This window comes from Rhizobium sp. BK312 (genome assembly GCF_014193605.1).
GTDB lineage: Bacteria > Pseudomonadota > Alphaproteobacteria > Rhizobiales > Rhizobiaceae > Rhizobium.
In genome coordinates this window covers 615,803-631,710 of the sequence record NZ_JACHZP010000003.1, presented here as the reverse complement: position 1 = coordinate 631,710, position 15,908 = coordinate 615,803, and the positions used below count along the sequence as shown (strand labels likewise).

At 58.5% G+C, this 15,908-nt stretch carries 18 protein-coding genes, 1 tRNA gene and 1 pseudogene; 8 read left to right on the top strand and 12 right to left on the bottom strand.

All coding sequences use genetic code 11. From position 1 onward, the window contains the following. Nucleotides 1-54: 54 nt before the first annotated feature. The 4 genes from FHT85_RS11715 (at nt 55) to FHT85_RS11700 (ending at nt 4,454) form a co-directional block, all read left to right on the top strand. On the top strand, nt 55-1,611 hold the full coding sequence (locus tag FHT85_RS11715; protein WP_112337568.1) for an undecaprenyl-phosphate glucose phosphotransferase: 1,557 nt from the start codon (nt 55-57) through the stop codon (nt 1,609-1,611). Then, on the top strand, nt 1,608-2,870 hold the full coding sequence (locus FHT85_RS11710) for an O-antigen ligase family protein (RefSeq protein ID WP_112410623.1): 1,263 nt from the start codon (nt 1,608-1,610) through the stop codon (nt 2,868-2,870). Before FHT85_RS11715 ends, FHT85_RS11710 begins: the two co-directional genes overlap by 4 nt. Then, a complete protein-coding gene (locus tag FHT85_RS11705; protein WP_112410624.1) occupies nt 2,867-4,099 on the top strand; it encodes a glycosyltransferase in 1,233 nt (410 codons plus the stop codon). The genes FHT85_RS11710 and FHT85_RS11705 overlap by 4 nt, the downstream gene beginning before the upstream one ends. Before the next feature lie 64 nt (nt 4,100-4,163). Beyond that, on the top strand, nt 4,164-4,454 hold the full coding sequence (locus FHT85_RS11700; protein ID WP_112410625.1) for a helix-turn-helix domain-containing protein: 291 nt from the start codon (nt 4,164-4,166) through the stop codon (nt 4,452-4,454). A 123-nt stretch (nt 4,455-4,577) separates the two neighbouring features. Here FHT85_RS11700 and FHT85_RS11695 read toward each other — a convergent pair whose 3' ends face one another. Then, nucleotides 4,578-5,600, bottom strand: a complete 1,023-nt coding sequence (locus tag FHT85_RS11695) for a PHB depolymerase family esterase (RefSeq protein ID WP_246779946.1) — start codon at nt 5,598-5,600, stop codon at nt 4,578-4,580. A gap of 222 nt (nt 5,601-5,822) precedes the next feature. Further along, the gene (locus FHT85_RS11690) at nt 5,823-6,035 is read right to left on the bottom strand and encodes a hypothetical protein (RefSeq protein WP_015339447.1); all 213 of its coding nucleotides are present in this window, start codon (nt 6,033-6,035) and stop codon (nt 5,823-5,825) included. A gap of 237 nt (nt 6,036-6,272) precedes the next feature. On the opposite strand from FHT85_RS11690, the gene FHT85_RS11685 reads away from it, so the two are divergent. Continuing rightward, nucleotides 6,273-6,668, top strand: a complete 396-nt coding sequence (locus FHT85_RS11685) for a hypothetical protein (RefSeq protein WP_112337572.1) — start codon at nt 6,273-6,275, stop codon at nt 6,666-6,668. Nucleotides 6,669-6,760: 92 nt separating this feature from the next. Next, nucleotides 6,761-7,456: a thermonuclease family protein gene (locus tag FHT85_RS11680; protein WP_112410626.1), complete on the top strand. Its 696-nt coding sequence runs from the start codon at nt 6,761-6,763 to the stop codon at nt 7,454-7,456. A 36-nt stretch (nt 7,457-7,492) separates the two neighbouring features. On the opposite strand, the gene FHT85_RS11675 is transcribed toward FHT85_RS11680, so the two are convergent. Both FHT85_RS11675 and FHT85_RS11670 read right to left on the bottom strand, forming a co-directional pair. Continuing rightward, a tRNA-Pro gene (locus FHT85_RS11675) sits at nt 7,493-7,569 on the bottom strand. A gap of 86 nt (nt 7,570-7,655) precedes the next feature. After that, the gene (locus FHT85_RS11670) at nt 7,656-8,063 is read right to left on the bottom strand and encodes a BA14K family protein (RefSeq protein WP_112410627.1); all 408 of its coding nucleotides are present in this window, start codon (nt 8,061-8,063) and stop codon (nt 7,656-7,658) included. Between the two features lie 175 nt (nt 8,064-8,238). Between FHT85_RS11670 and FHT85_RS11665 the strand changes: the two genes are divergently transcribed. Then, nucleotides 8,239-8,496, top strand: a complete 258-nt coding sequence (locus tag FHT85_RS11665; protein ID WP_112337853.1) for a hypothetical protein — start codon at nt 8,239-8,241, stop codon at nt 8,494-8,496. 80 nt (nt 8,497-8,576) lie between these two features. Here the strand turns inward: FHT85_RS11665 and FHT85_RS11660 are convergent, their stop codons facing one another. The 8 genes and pseudogenes from FHT85_RS11660 to FHT85_RS30520 all read right to left on the bottom strand — a co-directional run bounded on the left by FHT85_RS11660 (nt 8,577) and on the right by FHT85_RS30520 (nt 15,143). Next, nucleotides 8,577-8,906: a hypothetical protein gene (locus tag FHT85_RS11660; RefSeq protein WP_069616257.1), complete on the bottom strand. Its 330-nt coding sequence runs from the start codon at nt 8,904-8,906 to the stop codon at nt 8,577-8,579. 249 nt (nt 8,907-9,155) lie between these two features. Continuing rightward, nucleotides 9,156-10,262 (bottom strand): porin, encoded by a 1,107-nt coding sequence (locus tag FHT85_RS11655; RefSeq protein WP_112410628.1) that lies wholly within the window; start codon nt 10,260-10,262, stop codon nt 9,156-9,158. Between the two features lie 338 nt (nt 10,263-10,600). After that, nucleotides 10,601-11,146 (bottom strand): MerR family transcriptional regulator, encoded by a 546-nt coding sequence (locus FHT85_RS11650; protein WP_106997502.1) that lies wholly within the window; start codon nt 11,144-11,146, stop codon nt 10,601-10,603. A gap of 228 nt (nt 11,147-11,374) precedes the next feature. After that, nucleotides 11,375-11,713: an integration host factor subunit alpha gene (locus tag FHT85_RS11645; protein ID WP_041677339.1), complete on the bottom strand. Its 339-nt coding sequence runs from the start codon at nt 11,711-11,713 to the stop codon at nt 11,375-11,377. A gap of 107 nt (nt 11,714-11,820) precedes the next feature. Beyond that, nucleotides 11,821-12,792 (bottom strand): beta-ketoacyl-ACP synthase III, encoded by a 972-nt coding sequence (locus FHT85_RS11640; protein ID WP_112337856.1) that lies wholly within the window; start codon nt 12,790-12,792, stop codon nt 11,821-11,823. Between the two features lie 19 nt (nt 12,793-12,811). Further along, entirely contained in the window at nt 12,812-13,858 is a 1,047-nt protein-coding gene (plsX, locus tag FHT85_RS11635) for a phosphate acyltransferase PlsX (protein WP_112337857.1), read from the bottom strand. Nucleotides 13,859-13,960: 102 nt separating this feature from the next. Further along, nucleotides 13,961-14,518, bottom strand: coding sequence for a YceD family protein (locus FHT85_RS11630; protein ID WP_112337858.1), 558 nt, complete (start codon nt 14,516-14,518; stop codon nt 13,961-13,963). A gap of 9 nt (nt 14,519-14,527) precedes the next feature. Next, a pseudogene (locus FHT85_RS30520) lies at nt 14,528-15,143 on the bottom strand (ubiquinol-cytochrome C chaperone family protein). A 222-nt stretch (nt 15,144-15,365) separates the two neighbouring features. Between FHT85_RS30520 and FHT85_RS11620 the strand changes: the two are divergent. After that, nucleotides 15,366-15,875, top strand: coding sequence for an outer membrane protein assembly factor BamE (locus FHT85_RS11620; RefSeq protein WP_015339434.1), 510 nt, complete (start codon nt 15,366-15,368; stop codon nt 15,873-15,875). Nucleotides 15,876-15,908: the final 33 nt, after the last annotated feature.

Genomic DNA, 15,908 nt, shown 5'->3' with positions numbered 1-15,908 from the left:
GTTTCTTAGCTGATATCTGGTAGGCCTTGTCCGATAACGATCGGATAAGCTGTCATGAACACTACCGAAAAGTCCGAGCAGCTCAACTTGGACAATCTTCGCAAGCAGGTTTCGGAAATCCGCACGCGCGGTGCCGGCGAAACGCCGGGCGATCGTCCCGGCGGAATGAATATCTATGCGCGCCAAATCGCCGAACAGTTTCGCGAAACCAACCAGTCCCCGTCCATCATCGTCGGACAATACCGGTTGTTCGAATTTCTATCGCTGCTCGCATTCGGGCTTGCAATTCTCCTTTTTGGCACATCGGACAATCATCCCTTCCTGTCGAAGGGCGTGGTGACGCTCGCACTCTGCGGCCTCGCCATTGCCTTCCTGCAGATTGCGGATGCCTATCAGATCCCGGTTCTGCGCTCGCCTCACCATTACCTGCACAGGATTCTCGGGGCTTGGGCGGCGGCCTTTGCGGTCATGGTCATCGCCCTGATCCCATTCGACATCAATAATATCTATTCTCTCCCCCTCCTCGGTCTGTGGTTCGCAGCCGGCGCAGGCTTCCTTCTCGTGGCACGCCTGCTCTTCGCTTATGGCATTCGCCACTGGGCCCGCAACGGCGTCATGGAGCGGCGCGCCGTCATCGTCGGCGGCGGCGAACCGGCAAAGGAACTCATTCGCGCCCTCGAACATCAGCCGGACAACGATATCCGTATCTGCGGCATCTTCGACGATCGTGGCGAAAAGCGTTCTCCCATTATGGTGGCCGGCTATCCGAAACTCGGCACGGTAGCGGAATTGGTCGAGTTCGCGCGGCTCGTGCGCATCGACATGCTGATCATCGCGCTGCCAATCAGCGCCGAAGACCGTATTCTGCAATTGCTGAAAATGCTTTGGGTGCTGCCCGTCGACATCAGACTGGCGGCGCATGCCAACAAGCTGCGCTTCCGCCCCCGCGCCTATTCGCATGTCGGCGCCGTGCCGATGCTCGACATCTTCAACAAGCCGATCCGGGACTGGGATGGCGTTGCCAAGCGCATCTTCGACATCTTCTTCAGCGTGGTCGCGCTCGCCCTTGTCTGGCCGATCATGCTGGGGGCTGCGATTGCCGTGAAGGCGACCTCGAGGGGACCGGTGTTCTTCATGCAGAAGCGCCACGGGTTCAACAACGAGATCATCAACGTGTTCAAGTTCCGCTCGATGTACACGCATATGAGCGATCCGTCGGCTCGCAATGCCGTGACCAAGAACGACCCGCGCGTGACCCCCGTCGGCCGCTTCATCCGCAAGACGTCGATCGACGAGTTGCCGCAGCTCTTCAACGTGCTGCTCGGAAGCCTCTCGCTCGTCGGCCCGCGGCCGCATGCCGTGCTTGCCGCCAGCCATAACCGCACCTATGCCGACGTGGTCGAAGGTTACTTCGCGCGCCATCGCGTAAAGCCGGGCGTGACCGGCTGGGCGCAGATCAACGGCTGGCGTGGCGAGATCGACAGCGACGACAAGATCAAGTTCCGTACGGCCTACGATCTCTATTATATCGAGAACTGGTCGCTGCTGTTCGATCTGAAAATCCTGTTCCTGACGCCATTCCGTCTGCTCAATACGGAAAATGCATATTGAGCGCGATCGACCTGCCATCACCCCGCGTCGCGCAGCCGCAGCTTGTTGCATTGCGACTGATAGGCACGGCGAGCGTCGCTGTGGGCGTATTCCTGTCGGGCTTCGTCATCGCGGAGCCCGCGCCCTACGAGCTGTGGCTCGCCTTTTTGATCGGCGCATGGTTCATTCTCGGGTTGAAAATCTCGCGCAGCGTCGCGCCGCTTCTGGCCTTGTTCCTGACGTTCAATGTCGGCGGGATGCTCTCGATCACGCAGATGCATGACCTCGCCGCCGGTAACCATCTCGGTGGCCCCATCTACATTGCCGTTTCCACCTTCCTCGCGTTGAGCTCAATCTTCTACGCGGCCATCATTGAAGATAGCGAACGACGGCTGAAGCTGATTTTCAATACATGGGTGGTGGCGGCGCTGATCACTGCCAGCCTCGGTATCCTCGGCTATTTTCATGCCGTTCCGGGCTTCGACATCTTCACCCTCTATGATCGTGCCAAGGGCGCCTTCCAGGATCCGAATGTCTTTGGGCCCTATCTGGCAGCGCCCAGTCTTTATCTGGTCCACGGCCTTTTGATCGGCGATTTGAAAAAGGCTCCCATCAAGGCGGCATGCCTTCTCGTCCTGGCCTTCGGCATCTTCCTGTCCTTTTCGCGTGCAGCCTGGGCTCTGTTTGCCTTCTCCTCGGCGATGCTGATCTTCTGCATGCTGTTGAAGCACCGCAGCAACAAGTTCCGGCTGCGCATCCTGGTGATGTCGCTGACGGCGATCATCCTCATGGTCGTCCTGCTCGTCATTGCGCTGCAGTTTCCGCAGGTCAGCGACCTGTTTTCCACGCGCCTCCAGCTGGTGCAGGAATATGACGGCGGACATCTCGGCCGCTTCGAGCGCCATAGTCTCGGCTTCTCTCTGTCGATGGAGCGGCCGTTCGGCATAGGGCCGCTGGTTTTCGGTCAGATGTTCGAAGAAGACGAGCACAATACTTGGCTGAAGACGCTGACCACCTATGGCTGGCTCGGCTTCTTCTGCTGGGTTAGCATGATCTGCTGGACCATCTATATCGGCTTCCGCAACCTGCTGAGGGAACGTCCCTGGCAGCCCTACCTGATGATCGCCTGGATCGTCATTCTCGGCCATGTCGGCATCGGCAACGTCATCGATACCGACCATTGGCGCCATCTTTACATGCTGATCGGCATCGTCTGGGGCTGCGGTGCCCTGGAACAGAAATATCAGCGTGACTTGAGCAGAAGGGAAGCTGCGCGGTGAACATTCGCACCAACGTCAAACGCCTGTCGTTGCTGCAGGTTCTCGAACCGAGCGGCGGCGGCTCCGGACGACATTTTCTCGATCTGTGCCGGGCCATGCAGCATCGCGGCCATTTCGTGACCGCCATCTATTCCCCGGTGCGTGCCGAGCCCGCCTTCGTCGCTGAGCTGGAAAATATGGGCCTGGACAATGTCATTCCGCTTGCCATGCGGCGAGCTCCCGGCCCCTGGGACCTGACTGCATGGTGGCAGCTCCGCAAGCTCGCCGCCATTCACGGGCCGTTCGATCTGATCCACGGTCACAGCTCCAAGGCCGGCGCTCTCACGCGCTTGCGGCCGCCGGGGCGGCATGTGCCTGTTCTTTACACACCGCATGCCTTTCGCACCATGGACCCGACGCTAGGTTCGAAAGGCCGCCTGATCTATGGCGGCATCGAGCGTCTTCTCGGGACTTTTTTGACGGACCGGCTGATCTGCGTTTCCCAGGACGAATATGATCATGCCCTGTCGCTCGGCATCCCGGAAAAACGACTGCGCGTCGTCGTCAACGGCGTAAACGCGCGGCCCATCAGCCAGCGGACGGCCATCCGTAGACGCTATGGCATTCCACAGGACGCCCTGCTCTTCGGCTTTGTCGGACGGATGACGCGACAGAAGGCGCCGGAGCGCCTAGTCGAAGCTTTTGCGCGGATAGCACCCCACTTGCCGCAAGCGCATCTGCTGATGATCGGGATCGGCGAGCTCGCCGATACAACAAGAGAGATGATCAGGGCAGCCGGGCTTGAAGATCGTGCCCGCATCGATGGCAGCGTGCGTGGTGTAACCGCCATAGACGCCGTCGATGTCGTCGTCATGCCCAGCCGCTACGAAGCTATGTCCTATGTGATGCTGGAAGCGGCTGCCGCAGGCAAGCCGCTGCTGCTCGCCGATGTCGGGGGGGCGCGCACGGTGCTGGAACATGGTAGAAACGGTTATATCGTGCCAAACAGCGATGATCCTGAAGCATTGGCGGCCGCGATGGCGAGGCTTGCTGACCCGGCACGGCTTGCAAGTTTCACCGCTGAAGCTCGTCGCCGCAAGGATGGCTATACGCTTGCCGGCATGGCCCATGCGACCGAGAAGATCTATTACGACCTGCTCGGTCAACCCTTCCCCGCCCCGCTGGAACTGGCAAGTTCCCACTTCAGCGATGCAATCAAAGGCCGGAGGAAAAGCGCGTCGGCCCTCTAAACTCGCATCGGATTTTCGTGCGAAATCGGTTCCGCTTTTCGAGCCGATGCGATAGACTTAACTCATGATTACTTCAGCACAATTGCGCGGCGCGCGCGCCATGCTCGGACTGACGGTGGAGACGCTTGCCAGTGAGAGCAAACTACCGGCTTCGACGATCGAAGCCTTGGAAACAGGGGGCAGTTCGGCGGACATGAGAGCGCTTGCGGCAATCCGCTCCGTCCTCGAGAACCATGGCGTGATTTTCCTCGCTGGTGGCAGCGACGGCCCGGGTGGCCCCGGCATTCGCTTCAAGCACTGGTCCGACGATGATGGCATTCGGCCTGAGAACCTGAATGCCACCAATGACGATTGAGGGCTGAGGCAGGGTTGCGACCTCCAGAGCGGATCAGCTTTTTGCGCAGGCTCCGAACCGCTTGACCTCTTTGTTTCTAGCAATTCCGGACGTAAGACAGCTGCACGATTTCGCTTATCTGCCTCAGGCTCCAAGCTTCCAGCTTTTGACAAGCTCTTCAGGCGCCGACAGCGCAGCCGGCAAGATGTAGCGTTCAGTATCGTTGGCCGGTTCCCAACCTTCAACGATCGAGCCGACGGGCAGGCCATGCCCGAGGTCGGTCAGCGTCACCAGTTCCAAAATCAGATGACCGTAGTCGTCGCGCCACTCACGCCGTTCGCCGCCCTCGAAGAGACGCAGTCGACCCTTAGTGCGCGGACGCTCGCGTGCGGCAAGCCATTGCGCCACGGAGGCCTCCGCATTGGCAAAGGATACCACCTCGTCGGCGTCGCCATGCCAGATGGAAACGACCGGAAAGCGAGCGGCATCGGGCGACACTTCGCTCACAAGCTCGCCCCACTTTTCGGCCGGGCGGCTTGAGCCGCGCTTCATAACGTCGAGCGCCGACATGGCGTCCCGGGCAGCGCCGAAAGGCAGACCGCCGATGATGGCACCCGCGGCAAACAGCTCCGGATAGGTCGCGAGCAATGCGGCGGCCATAGCACCCCCAGCCGAGAGGCCCATGACGAAAACCCTGCTGTCGTCGATCGCATGCAGACGGCGGCTGAAATCGATCATTTCTTTGATAGAGCCGAGTTCACCGCGATCGCGCGTGACCAGGCTCGGGCGAAACCAGTTGAAACAGAGATTGGGATTGTTCGAAGCCTTTTGCTCTGCAAAAAGCACCGCAAACCCATGCTGACGGGCAAGTGCCGTCCAGCCGCTCGCGCGATCGAAATCCTCTGCATTTTGATGGCAGCCGTGCAGAACGACAACGAGCGGCATCGGCGCCTTCACACCAGGCGGCACATATTCGAGCATGCGCAGATTGCCGGGATTGCGGCCGAACCACAGAACTTCGGTCAGCCGCTGGGCGGAAGGACGTGTGGAAACACGACGGCGTGCCGGCTGAGATTGCGGCTGCGTCATCGGAAACTGGAGCCGCGGCAGCTCAACGGAATCGACAAGCAAGCGGCGAAGCCGGCTTGGAACTTTAAAATTCATCATGGACCTTTCCATCCACGTCAGCCGCGATCGGTATTATCCCGCTGCTGGCTGACGCGCACTGTTCCTTTCGAGAATCAGTGATATCGAGAAATCGAATCTCTTTGTGCAATGCAGCAAATATAAGGAACCTTGTCCGCTTAGAACAGGCACAATGCATCATTGCAGCTATGTGAAATCAGCTTAAATCGATTAGATTTTCGGCCATAAAAAACCGCAGCTGTGTCAGAAATAAGCCCGCGCAAGGGCGAGCAGCTTTGCGTCATCCTTCACGCCCTGGCGATAGAGCTGGATGATCAGCGCGCCGAGGCGCTCTGCCTCAAGGCTGCGAGGGTTCATGCCACGGTCCTTGCAGACGGTGTCCAGTACCTTCTCGAGACGGTCCAAATCGTCTGAAAACAGCGGCAGATCTCGTGGATGTATAGGTGTGTCCAGCATTTGCGCGTCTCGTTGTCCGTTCGGGCAAAAGCACGCAGTACTTCGCCGGCACCCGTTTCACTTCCGACGATAAGGCTGGACTATGCTCCTTGCGTATTGGGTTGGCAAGGAAGCATTTCGGCGCGAAGTATTTCTGATTCGCAAATTTTACGGAAAGTCGAGCGAAGGTACAATTTTAAGTTATGGCATCACCGAGCCTTTATCTGCTTATGCGACAAGCGGAAAAACGGAGGCACAATGATGACCAAATTTCTGATTCGGACCGCTCTCGGCGTGACGCTGGCAACGATGGCCCTGCCCGCAGTCGCACAAAACTTCTCGAACCTTCCGCTACGCAATCCTCGCCAGCCGCCCGAAGGATATATTTCCGTTCAATCCGGAATATCGATTTCCTATCCGGTTGCGGATGGAGACAGCGAGGAGCAGCAGGAGAAGGCCTTGAAATCCTTCTACAAGATTGCGGCCGGCAGCTGCGCCACCCTGCTCGACACCATTGCGGATGCCTGCGAGATCAGTGCTCTGTCGAGCAATAGCGCGGTCAACAATCTCGACAATCGCGGCACGAGACTTTCCATCAATGGACAGGTGACGATGTCGGTGAAACTGAAGCCGCCGACAGCGGCCGCGAAGTAGCCTTGCCCATCGCAGTTCATGATCTCCGCCAAAGCCAACGGATCGGTAAGAAATGGCGGCGATAATCCCCCTCGCAATTGAGGGACGATACCATGGCGAAAGCGAAACGACGCACGCGGCGCAAGCCGCAGTCCAAGGCGGGCAATTCGATGTGGCTGTGGGGCGTTGTCGGCCTGGCAACGGTAGCCGGCCTCTACGCCTATGAGCATCGCAAGGATATGCCGTCGATGCTGGCGCATGCCGGAGCAGTTGCCGGCATGCCTCATATGGCTAGGGACGCGCCGGTGCCGGCGGCGAAGCCGCAGATAAAGACGGCGGCGATCACACCCGAGCCTCGAGCCGAATCTTCCCTGCCAGTGCCGCCCGCCGCCATTCCGGTGGCGATGCCGGTCAACAAGATACCGGTCGAACGGCCCATACCCAGCTTGCGAGCCCAGTCCGGCGGTCGCTTCGTGCTTTGCGGCGCCGGCTCCGGGACCAATTGCGTCGTTGACGGCAATACTTTCTGGCAGGACGGCATCAGAATCCAGCTGGCCGATATCGACGTCCCGGATGCCGGGACCGCGCGCTGCCCCAGCGAAAAGCAGCGAGGCGTGGCCGCAAAGCTTCGCCTCCAGGCCATTCTCAACGATGGAAATTTCGTGCTTTCCGGCAGCAACCGCCGCGACGACCCGAATGGCGGCAAGCTGCGCATTGCCATGCGCGCGGGGCGCTCGCTCGGAGACCAGATGGTGTCGGAAGGCCTCGCGCGCCGCTGGACCGGCCAGGCGACATCCTGGTGTAGCTGATTTTCAAAAATTCGATTGGGAGTTCAAGGAGATAAATGGTCGGGGCGACTGGACTCGAACCAGCGACCCCTTGACCCCCAGTCAAGTGCGCTACCGGGCTGCGCTACGCCCCGACCTGCCGAAACGGCTTGTTTCGTTTAGAGTTTAGCGTTTCCCGACGCAAGCGAAAAGTAGCGGCCTGCTCAGAAAAAGTTGGCGCTCAGCGACACAGCTGCCTCGGTCCATGGCTCGGCTGATAAGTGTTATCCGAGGGGCGATACGAGCGGTAGCGGCTTGCGCAGTCACGCGCATGGCTTCCGTAATAGCTCTGCGAGCGCTGGCTGTTAAACAGAGTGCCGGTCACGAAAGATTTGAAAAGCACGCCGCTGTCCGAATCGTCGTCATAATAGCTGTCCGAGCCGTGCAGCCGGTGGCCGCTGCGCCAACGATTATGGTGGTGGTGATGCCCATGACCGTGGCCGTGATCGCGAACTTGGATGATCTCAGGCTGTTCGGTTGCAGGGACGGTCAGGGCCGGCATGGTGATGGCATTCGCCGGCATGACGGCGCCAGCCGCCAGTAAAAGACCAAAGCCAGCGGCAGTTATCGATCTGGCAATCGTAAACATATGCGACTCCTTCGAAATTCGGCGGCGCTGCGAAGTAAATCTGCATGCAAACCTTGCTGCCGAGCACGCCGTCATTATGTCTATATAGTGATTTGAAGCCACACTCATAGATGCCCTTCCGCCTTTGTTGCGCGACAGATTGCGCAAGGTGGGAAGTGCGCGGAAAGTCAAGGCAATGAAGCCCCTCTTAGCTCTCATCATATGCGCACCGCTGCTTGCCGCGTGCAACACAACGGACACGGTGCAGCCCATTCCAGGCAGCATCACCTACGGCGGCCAACCGCATATGAAGCTGACACTTTCACCCCCCGGCTCGCAATTCCAGCACCATTTCACCAACCAGTGGGGCCAGGATGTGCTCGAAACGTACATCGTCCAGCCGGACCGAAGCGTGAAGCTCGTCAACCGCCAGGAAATGAGCCCGCCAGACTAACGGCCTCGCTGTGACCCGGACGTGAAAACTCCGTCAGCGCGAGCCGACGGAGCATTGCATGGCGCGGATAAGGACCACACTTACCAGCAGCGATAACAGCGGCGATAGTAAGGACGACCATAATAGCCGCGATGGTGGTGATTGTCGCTGACGGCGGCGCCGACGAGAACGCCGCCGATGATGCCGGCGGCAGCCAAAGCGGCGGCCTGGTTTTCAGCCTGTTGCGCCTGGGCGCGATTGGATTGATAAGTCGCGCCGACACAGCGATTGTAACGCTGCGTTCCCGGACGGAACCCTTGCGACTGGCAGGTCATTTCCGCATTCATCGCCGATTCCTGCGGTGTCTGACAGCTCGATAGAATGGTCGATATAGCGACGAGGCTCGCCGCCATTGTGGCACGTATGCGCATGTTCCCTCCGGCAATTTTAGATACAACCCTAAGGAAAGCGAAATACAGCCAAAGGTAAGCTTTAGCAAGCCGACCCTACCAAGCATAAGATGAAAATCCGCCGAATGATGGTAAAACTGCACGCAGAGATCGTATCGTGCTTAACAGCGGGATAGCGGGTTAGCACAAAATGAAAAGGCCTCGCTGGATGACGAGGCCCGTATCCGATTAGCAAACCCGCAGACTATCCAAGCCGGGGAACGCTTTCGATCAGAAGTTCCGCTCGAAACGAAGGATGCCGGCGACCGTGTCATCCTTGATGTAGTCGTAATGCACATAGGTGAGTTCCGGCTCGACCAGGAAATCCTTCACCGGATAGATCTTGAGGTTCGTGGTCGCCTCGAACATCTTGGACTCGGTATAGGCAAGCTGGAGGTTCCACTTAAGCTTGTCGTTGACCGGAACGCCGACGCCGCCCCAAACAGCCCAGTCACCCCAGCCACATTTGGCGGCATTGACGGTGCCGTTCGATTTCGTGCAGGCCGAGATATCCTGGTTGGTGCCGGCATATTTGTTCAGCTTGTCGCCGTCCGTATTCCAGCCCCCCATCAGGAAGGCTTCGACGCCACCGAATTTGGCGTCAAGACGAGCCTTGATGGCACCTTCCTCGACGATCGAGTCATAGCCGCCGACAACCTTGATGCCCCAGTTGCCTGCCTTGTAACCAAGGCCGGCAACGACGTCGGGAGCATAGTGGTTGGATTTGTCATCCGTCCACCAGCCGGCGCCGTAAGAGGCCTCGCCGTCGGAGGTGGAATTGGAATCTTCCAGGGAGATCACAGCCGAGAAGCCATTGTCTGGCTCGTATTTATAGGTCAACTGATTGAGCTCGTATGGGCCGTCATAAATCACGTCGTCGTTGATGACGTCGCCGGCATAGCCCACGTAAAGATTGTATTGAGAGTCGAGCTTACCGACCGTGAAGCCGCCGAGGCTGATATTGGCGAACAGCAACTTGGAGTTGGTTGCGCCCCCATCGTTCCACTCCCAGCGGAAAATGGTGTTGGTCTTCAGCGGACCGTATTCGGTGTCGGTCGCGGTGTCGACATTGAGCTCGACACGCTCGTGCCAAAGGGTGCCGACCCTGCTGCGCGGATTATAGGCGTCATACCACTCGCCTTCGGTGCGAACCTTGCCGCCGATCTTCAGGCAGGTTTCCGTGCCGGGAATATAGAAATAACCTGTGCCGTATCCATCGCAGATGCGGACATATTCAAGCGGTTCGGGTTGAGCGGCTACAATGGCGTCTGCGGCATGGCCAGCGCCTGCTGCGGCGACAGCAGCGGCGGAGCCAAGAAGAAGGCTCTTGATGTTCATGATATCTCCATTCGACTATTCGTCAGAGATGGAGTCTCCCGGCAGACAACAACGTGCCCCTCCATGGCCTGACTGTTCCCTCAAAACAGGGCGAAGCCATAAGCTTCGCCGTCAAACTGGACCTGTGATCTCCACTCATCAAGTTAATAAGGTTTACGAACTAATTTTCACGGCGCAGAAGGGTGAGTGATGTGACAATAATGTCACTCAGCCTTCGCGATAAGAAAACCACCGGCTTGCGCGCATCCAATACGTGCATGAACTCCATCGCCACAGTTCTCGAATGTCATTTGGAAGAGGCAATATGCTTCAGCAGCAATCCAGCGTGGCTGCCAGCCTCATCGCACCTGGTCAAGAAGGCGCTTGCATTCCAGAAGATCGTAAAGCGTCTCCTGAAGCAAAGCGCGATCTTCCTTGCCGACGCTCGATTTTCCGATGGAAACATCCGGCACGCCGTCGTCCCCGCTGACGAAATTGAAGAAGCGGCGGCTGATCGGCGCCTTGGCGCGGCCGACGATCTGATCTTCCTCGGAATTGGCGGAGGCAACGCGAGGCTCGACGGCGGCGGGCTCTTGCGCAGCGGCAAGCGCTTCCACACTGGCGAGATCGCCATGCCCGACGGCGATGACGAACTTGTTGCCATTGGTCTTCAGGAGCTTCTGGACGCCCTTGATCGTATAGCCGTGATCGTAGAGCAGATGGCGGATGCCATTCAACAGGTCGACATCCTCGGGGCGATAATAGCGCCTGCCGCCGCCCCGCTTCATCGGCTTTATCTGCGGAAACCGAGTTTCCCAGAACCGTAGGACATGCTGCGGCAGATCAAGGTCTTCCGCGACTTCGCTGATCGTGCGGAACGCATCCGGGCTCTTGTCCATCATCATACTCCCACACTGCACATGCGGTGCCGTTTAGCCGGATCACACATAAGCGGATTTCGGCGTTCGTATCGCTCGACGATACGACTCACCATATTTCAACGGTTTGGCGGAGGAAATTCAAGTCAGATATTCAGCCGTTACACAAGCTTGCGACAAATCGGCAAGCAGATCGGCCTAAAACGACGGCGTCACAAGGCATGTGGCCAGCCGAAATCGAAATCGCGAGGATGATCAGGAGGCGGGATTTGCCGGCTTGGTCTTTGCCTTGCGGCTCGTATGAGCCTTGAGGATACGGGTCTTCAGAACGTTCGACGCCTTGAAGGTCATGACACGCCGCGGAGAAATCGGCACTTCTTCACCGGTCTTCGGATTGCGGCCGATGCGCTCATTCTTGTCGCGCACCTGGAATGTCGCGAACGAGGAGAGCTTTACCGTTTCTCCACGCACGATGGCGTTGCAAATTTCATCGATCACAGTCTCGACGAGTTCCGCCGACTCCGTTCTGGAGAGACCGACTTTCCGGAATACCGACTCCGCCAGGTCTGCGCGCGTCACTGTCTTGCCCGTCATAGCTCCCCGCCCATTTTGCTGCGTAATCTTCTTCAAGTTTTGCGAGACTATTGCCGTTGCGCCGAACGGTCAAGCTCTTGTTCGGAACGGCTTTTAGAGATGCGGCGCTACCAGCGCAGCAGGACCGCGCCCCAGGTGAAGCCGCCTCCCATGGCCTCCAGCATCACCAGATCGCCTTTCTTGATCCGTCCGTCACCAGCGGCCACGGCAAGCGCAAGCGGGATGGATGCCGCCGACGTGTTGCCGTGAAGATCCACAGTGACCACAACCTTCTCGGGAGCAATTCCGAGCTTCTTGGCGGAGCCATCGATGATGCGGCGATTGGCCTGATGCGGCACGAGCCAATCGAGATCGTCGGGCGTGGTACCCGTCGCATCGAATGCGGCCTGGATGACGTCGGTAATCATGCCGACGGCGTGCTTGAACACTTCGCGGCCTGCCATATGCAGGACACCGACCGTTCCCGTCGTGGACGGCCCGCCATCGACATAGAGCTTGTCCTTGTGCGAACCGTCGGAGCGCAGGCTTGCCGTCAGCACGCCGCGATCGCTATTGGCGCCAGTCCCCTCGCCGGCTTCCAGGATCAGCGCACCGGCACCGTCGCCGAAGAGAACGCAGGTCGTACGATCGGTCCAATTGAGGATGCGGGAAAATGTCTCGGCGCCGATGACGAGCACGCGCTTGGCAAGCCCGCCGCGAATATAGGCGTCGGCCGTGGTTACGGCATAGACGAAGCCGGTGCAGACGGCCTGAACATCGAAGGCAAAGCCATGATGCATGCCGAGCCGGTTCTGGATATTCACCGCCGTCGCGGGAAAAGTATTATCCGGCGTCGAGGTGGCAACGATGATCAGATCGAGATCATCCGGCGTCATGCCGGCATTGGCAAGGGCAGCACGCGCCGCCTGCTCGCCGAGAGAAGCCGTGGTTTCACCTTCGCCGGCGATATAGCGCTGACGAATGCCCGAGCGCTGGACGATCCAGTCGTCGCTGGTATCGACGACCTGCTCCATCTCGGCATTGGTCATGACGCGTTTCGGGAGCGCCGCCCCAAAACCGCGAACAACTGAACGGATCATTCTGCTTGTACCCCGTCTCTCATGCCGCTTCCGGCCCGATAGGGGGCAGCCGTTTGGCATGATATCTCTTCAAATCGTTTTCGATTTTCTGCGTGAGCCCATTCTTGGCCATATCATAGCCGACATCAATGGCGGCTGCGAAGGCTTCTGCATTGGCTCCGCCATGGCTCTTGATGACGATACCGTTGAGGCCGAGGAATACGCCGCCATTGACCTTGCTGGGATCGAGCTTCTCGCGCAGCAGATCGAAGGCGCCCTTGGCTAATACATAGCCGATACGTGCAAGCAGCGTGCGCGACATCGCGGCGCGCAGATAGGCGCCGATCTGCTTTGCCGTGCCTTCGGCCGCCTTCAGCGCGATATTGCCGGAAAACCCTTCCGTGACGACGACATCGACGGTGCCTTTGCCGATATCGTCGCCTTCGACGAAGCCGTAATATTCAAGCGATTCGAGATTGGCTTCGCGGATCAGGCGCCCGGCGTCCTTGACCTCTTCCTGACCCTTGATTTCCTCGACGCCGACATTCAGCAGGCCGACCGTCGGCCGTTCAATCTCAAAGAGCGCGCGTGCCATGGCGCCACCCATCAGGGCGAAATCGAGCAATTGCTGGGCATCGGCGCCGATCGTAGCGCCGACATCGAGCACGATGCTTTCGCCGCGCAGCGTCGGCCAGATCGCCGCAATTGCCGGGCGTTCGATATTGGCCATGGTGCGGAGGCAGAATTTCGCCATCGCCATCAGCGCGCCGGTGTTTCCGGCGGATACGACGACATCGGCGTCGCCCGTCTTTACCGCCTCGATCGAGCGCCACATGCTGGAGACGTAGCGACCGCGGCGAAGCGCTTGGCTCGGCTTCTCATCCATACTGATGGCAACTTCGCATTCGTGAAAGACCGATTTCTCGCGAAGCTTGGGATATTTGGCGAGGACCGCCTCGCAGCGTTCCTTCTGTCCGTACATCACGAACGTGATATCGGGATGCCTATCCAGCGCCTTGGCCGCGCCGGGAACAACAACCTCAGGGCCGAAGTCGCCACCCATTAGGTCAAGAGAAATTCTGATCACGCGTCCCTAGTCCTTTTTCTCCGCCGCGACGGGCGAATTTGGCGTCAAAATACCGTTTTCTCCCCCGGTGACAACTGAATTGTGCTCGAACGGCACCGGGGCCTATTCCTTTTTCCAATCTTTCAGAACGGCAAAGGGCGAAGGCTTTCTGTCGTCTTCACCGGTATCTTCAATATGCGCCTCGAACTCGACGCCAGGCTTGCGCGGATAAGGATCTATGGCGAGAGCGGCAAATTCCGCAACGGCCGCACCAGCGTCTATCGTATCGCCGGTGAAGGTCTCCGGAAGATCCGGACCATCGGGATCAAGTATCATTTCTCCGGCATCCACAGAAGGCGCGCGCGCCAGTTTGGAATCCTCGGGCACGAAAATATGCTCGAAGTCCTCATCGATATCAGATTCGACCGGCTCGAGTGTGACAACGCAAGCCTGAACGATCTTTGCCTTCACGTTGCCCTTGATGCGCACGCCGTCGCGCTTCCAGCGCGAAATCTTGAGATCGGCTTCGAGCTTGCTGACCGAGAGAACATCCCAAAGGGCTGCGAGCCCAACCAGTTCGCGGTCATCAGCCTCGATGTGCACATCCACCGGATTGGCCGAGATATGCCCTACCTTCACGGGATAGGAAAACGGCGTTTCATCGGAGTCGTGTCTTTTCATTTTTATCTCCTAACCGGCTTGTTGACCGACTTTGTCTGGCACTGGCAGCGTCGCCGAGCCCGTGGCGATCTGATCTTCCGTGACGGTCGCCAGATGCGCTTCCGCGATCATCATCCAATCGGCCAATGCACTCATGGAAGCCGCGGCCTCATTCGCCCTGGGATAGATGTTGCGCTGTAACGCCACGGCGAGCGCGGCGCGATCATCGACATCCATGGCGCTCGCATAGCTTTCGAGGCGTCCATAGAACATGCCGGCCAGCTTCTTCATGCGCTTTGGCACGCTATTGTCGCCTATACCAAGCTCGCGGATCGAATAATCGATGTCCTCGAAGAAAGCATCCACAATTTCCTGCGCTAGTTCCTGACCGCTTGTCGCCGAAGACCGCGTGCGGCGAAAGAACAGGATCATCATGACAGACAGTAACTCGAAACGCCCCATCACCGTATCCGGCACGTTGTAATCGGTATAAAAAACCGGCTGCCGCGCCACGGAGGTCAAGGTTTCGTACTGCCTGACGACGATGATCTGATTGTGATTTCTTTTGCGGAAGAGCCCAAAAATCATGAAAATTCCCGGAATTGGCTCCCTCGGAGCGCCCCGTTTTTGCTTGGCCTTGTTGCATCCACGCAAAAGCTGGTTTACCGAAGCAGGCGCGAATTGCAATGCCGTTTGTGCCCGCTTCGAGGCTCCAGCCCTTACCGTCGTCACGTTGTGCATGATCGGTGACGAAGAGTGCCGAACAACATGATTGTGCCTTTTGCCATCGCGGAAAGGACACAATGATGTGTACAGCAAGGTCATACCGGCCGTCCGGCCATCGGATTGATTCATTAGGGGAGATGAGATGTCGTTGACCAGACGGTATTTCAAGTCTGACATTACTTTCAGCAGCACTGCCGCCATCGCCCTGGTGATTGCGACCATGGGCCTTTCCGGTTGCAAGACCAGCGAGGTCATGAACAACGGCTACATCTTCGATCCGCAGTCGCTGGCGCTTGCGCCGGTCGGTTCGAGCCGCGAGCAGGTTCTGCTTTCGCTCGGTACGCCCTCGACCACAGCGACCTTTGACGGTGAAGTCTTCTATTATATCTCCCAGAAGCGCACGCGTGCCGCCGCCTTCATGAAGCCGAAGCTGGTAGACCAGAACATTCTTGCGATCTATTTCGACAAGGACGGCGTGGTGAAGCAGGAAGCCAACTATACGCTTAAGGACGGCAGGGTCTTCGACATGATCAGCCGCACGACCCCAACCGGCGGCCGCGACATCACCTTCCTGCAGCAGATCCTCCAGGGCAGCGGCAGCGGCGTCAACGGCGCGAGGAACTTCCTCAACAACCTCAACCCGGGCCAATAAGCCGGGATACCGCTTCAACGAAAAACCCGCGAG

Excerpts from the sequence above, each read along its gene's own strand:
- FHT85_RS11715 (WP_112337568.1), top strand. The coding sequence starts at position 55 with ATGAACACTACCGAAAAGTCCGAGCAGCTCAACTTGGACAATCTTCGC.
- FHT85_RS11700 (WP_112410625.1), top strand. The coding sequence starts at position 4,164 with ATGATTACTTCAGCACAATTGCGCGGCGCGCGCGCCATGCTCGGACTG.
- FHT85_RS11695 (WP_246779946.1), bottom strand. The coding sequence starts at position 5,600 with ATGATGAATTTTAAAGTTCCAAGCCGGCTTCGCCGCTTGCTTGTCGAT.
- FHT85_RS11690 (WP_015339447.1), bottom strand. The coding sequence starts at position 6,035 with ATGCTGGACACACCTATACATCCACGAGATCTGCCGCTGTTTTCAGAC.
- FHT85_RS11685 (WP_112337572.1), top strand. The coding sequence starts at position 6,273 with ATGATGACCAAATTTCTGATTCGGACCGCTCTCGGCGTGACGCTGGCA.
- FHT85_RS11680 (WP_112410626.1), top strand. The coding sequence starts at position 6,761 with ATGGCGAAAGCGAAACGACGCACGCGGCGCAAGCCGCAGTCCAAGGCG.
- FHT85_RS11670 (WP_112410627.1), bottom strand. The coding sequence starts at position 8,063 with ATGTTTACGATTGCCAGATCGATAACTGCCGCTGGCTTTGGTCTTTTA.
- FHT85_RS11665 (WP_112337853.1), top strand. The coding sequence starts at position 8,239 with ATGAAGCCCCTCTTAGCTCTCATCATATGCGCACCGCTGCTTGCCGCG.
- FHT85_RS11660 (WP_069616257.1), bottom strand. The coding sequence starts at position 8,906 with ATGCGCATACGTGCCACAATGGCGGCGAGCCTCGTCGCTATATCGACC.
- FHT85_RS11655 (WP_112410628.1), bottom strand. The coding sequence starts at position 10,262 with ATGAACATCAAGAGCCTTCTTCTTGGCTCCGCCGCTGCTGTCGCCGCA.
- FHT85_RS11650 (WP_106997502.1), bottom strand. The coding sequence starts at position 11,146 with ATGATGATGGACAAGAGCCCGGATGCGTTCCGCACGATCAGCGAAGTC.
- FHT85_RS11645 (WP_041677339.1), bottom strand. The coding sequence starts at position 11,713 with ATGACGGGCAAGACAGTGACGCGCGCAGACCTGGCGGAGTCGGTATTC.
- FHT85_RS11640 (WP_112337856.1), bottom strand. The coding sequence starts at position 12,792 with ATGATCCGTTCAGTTGTTCGCGGTTTTGGGGCGGCGCTCCCGAAACGC.
- FHT85_RS11630 (WP_112337858.1), bottom strand. The coding sequence starts at position 14,518 with ATGAAAAGACACGACTCCGATGAAACGCCGTTTTCCTATCCCGTGAAG.
- FHT85_RS11620 (WP_015339434.1), top strand. The coding sequence starts at position 15,366 with ATGTCGTTGACCAGACGGTATTTCAAGTCTGACATTACTTTCAGCAGC.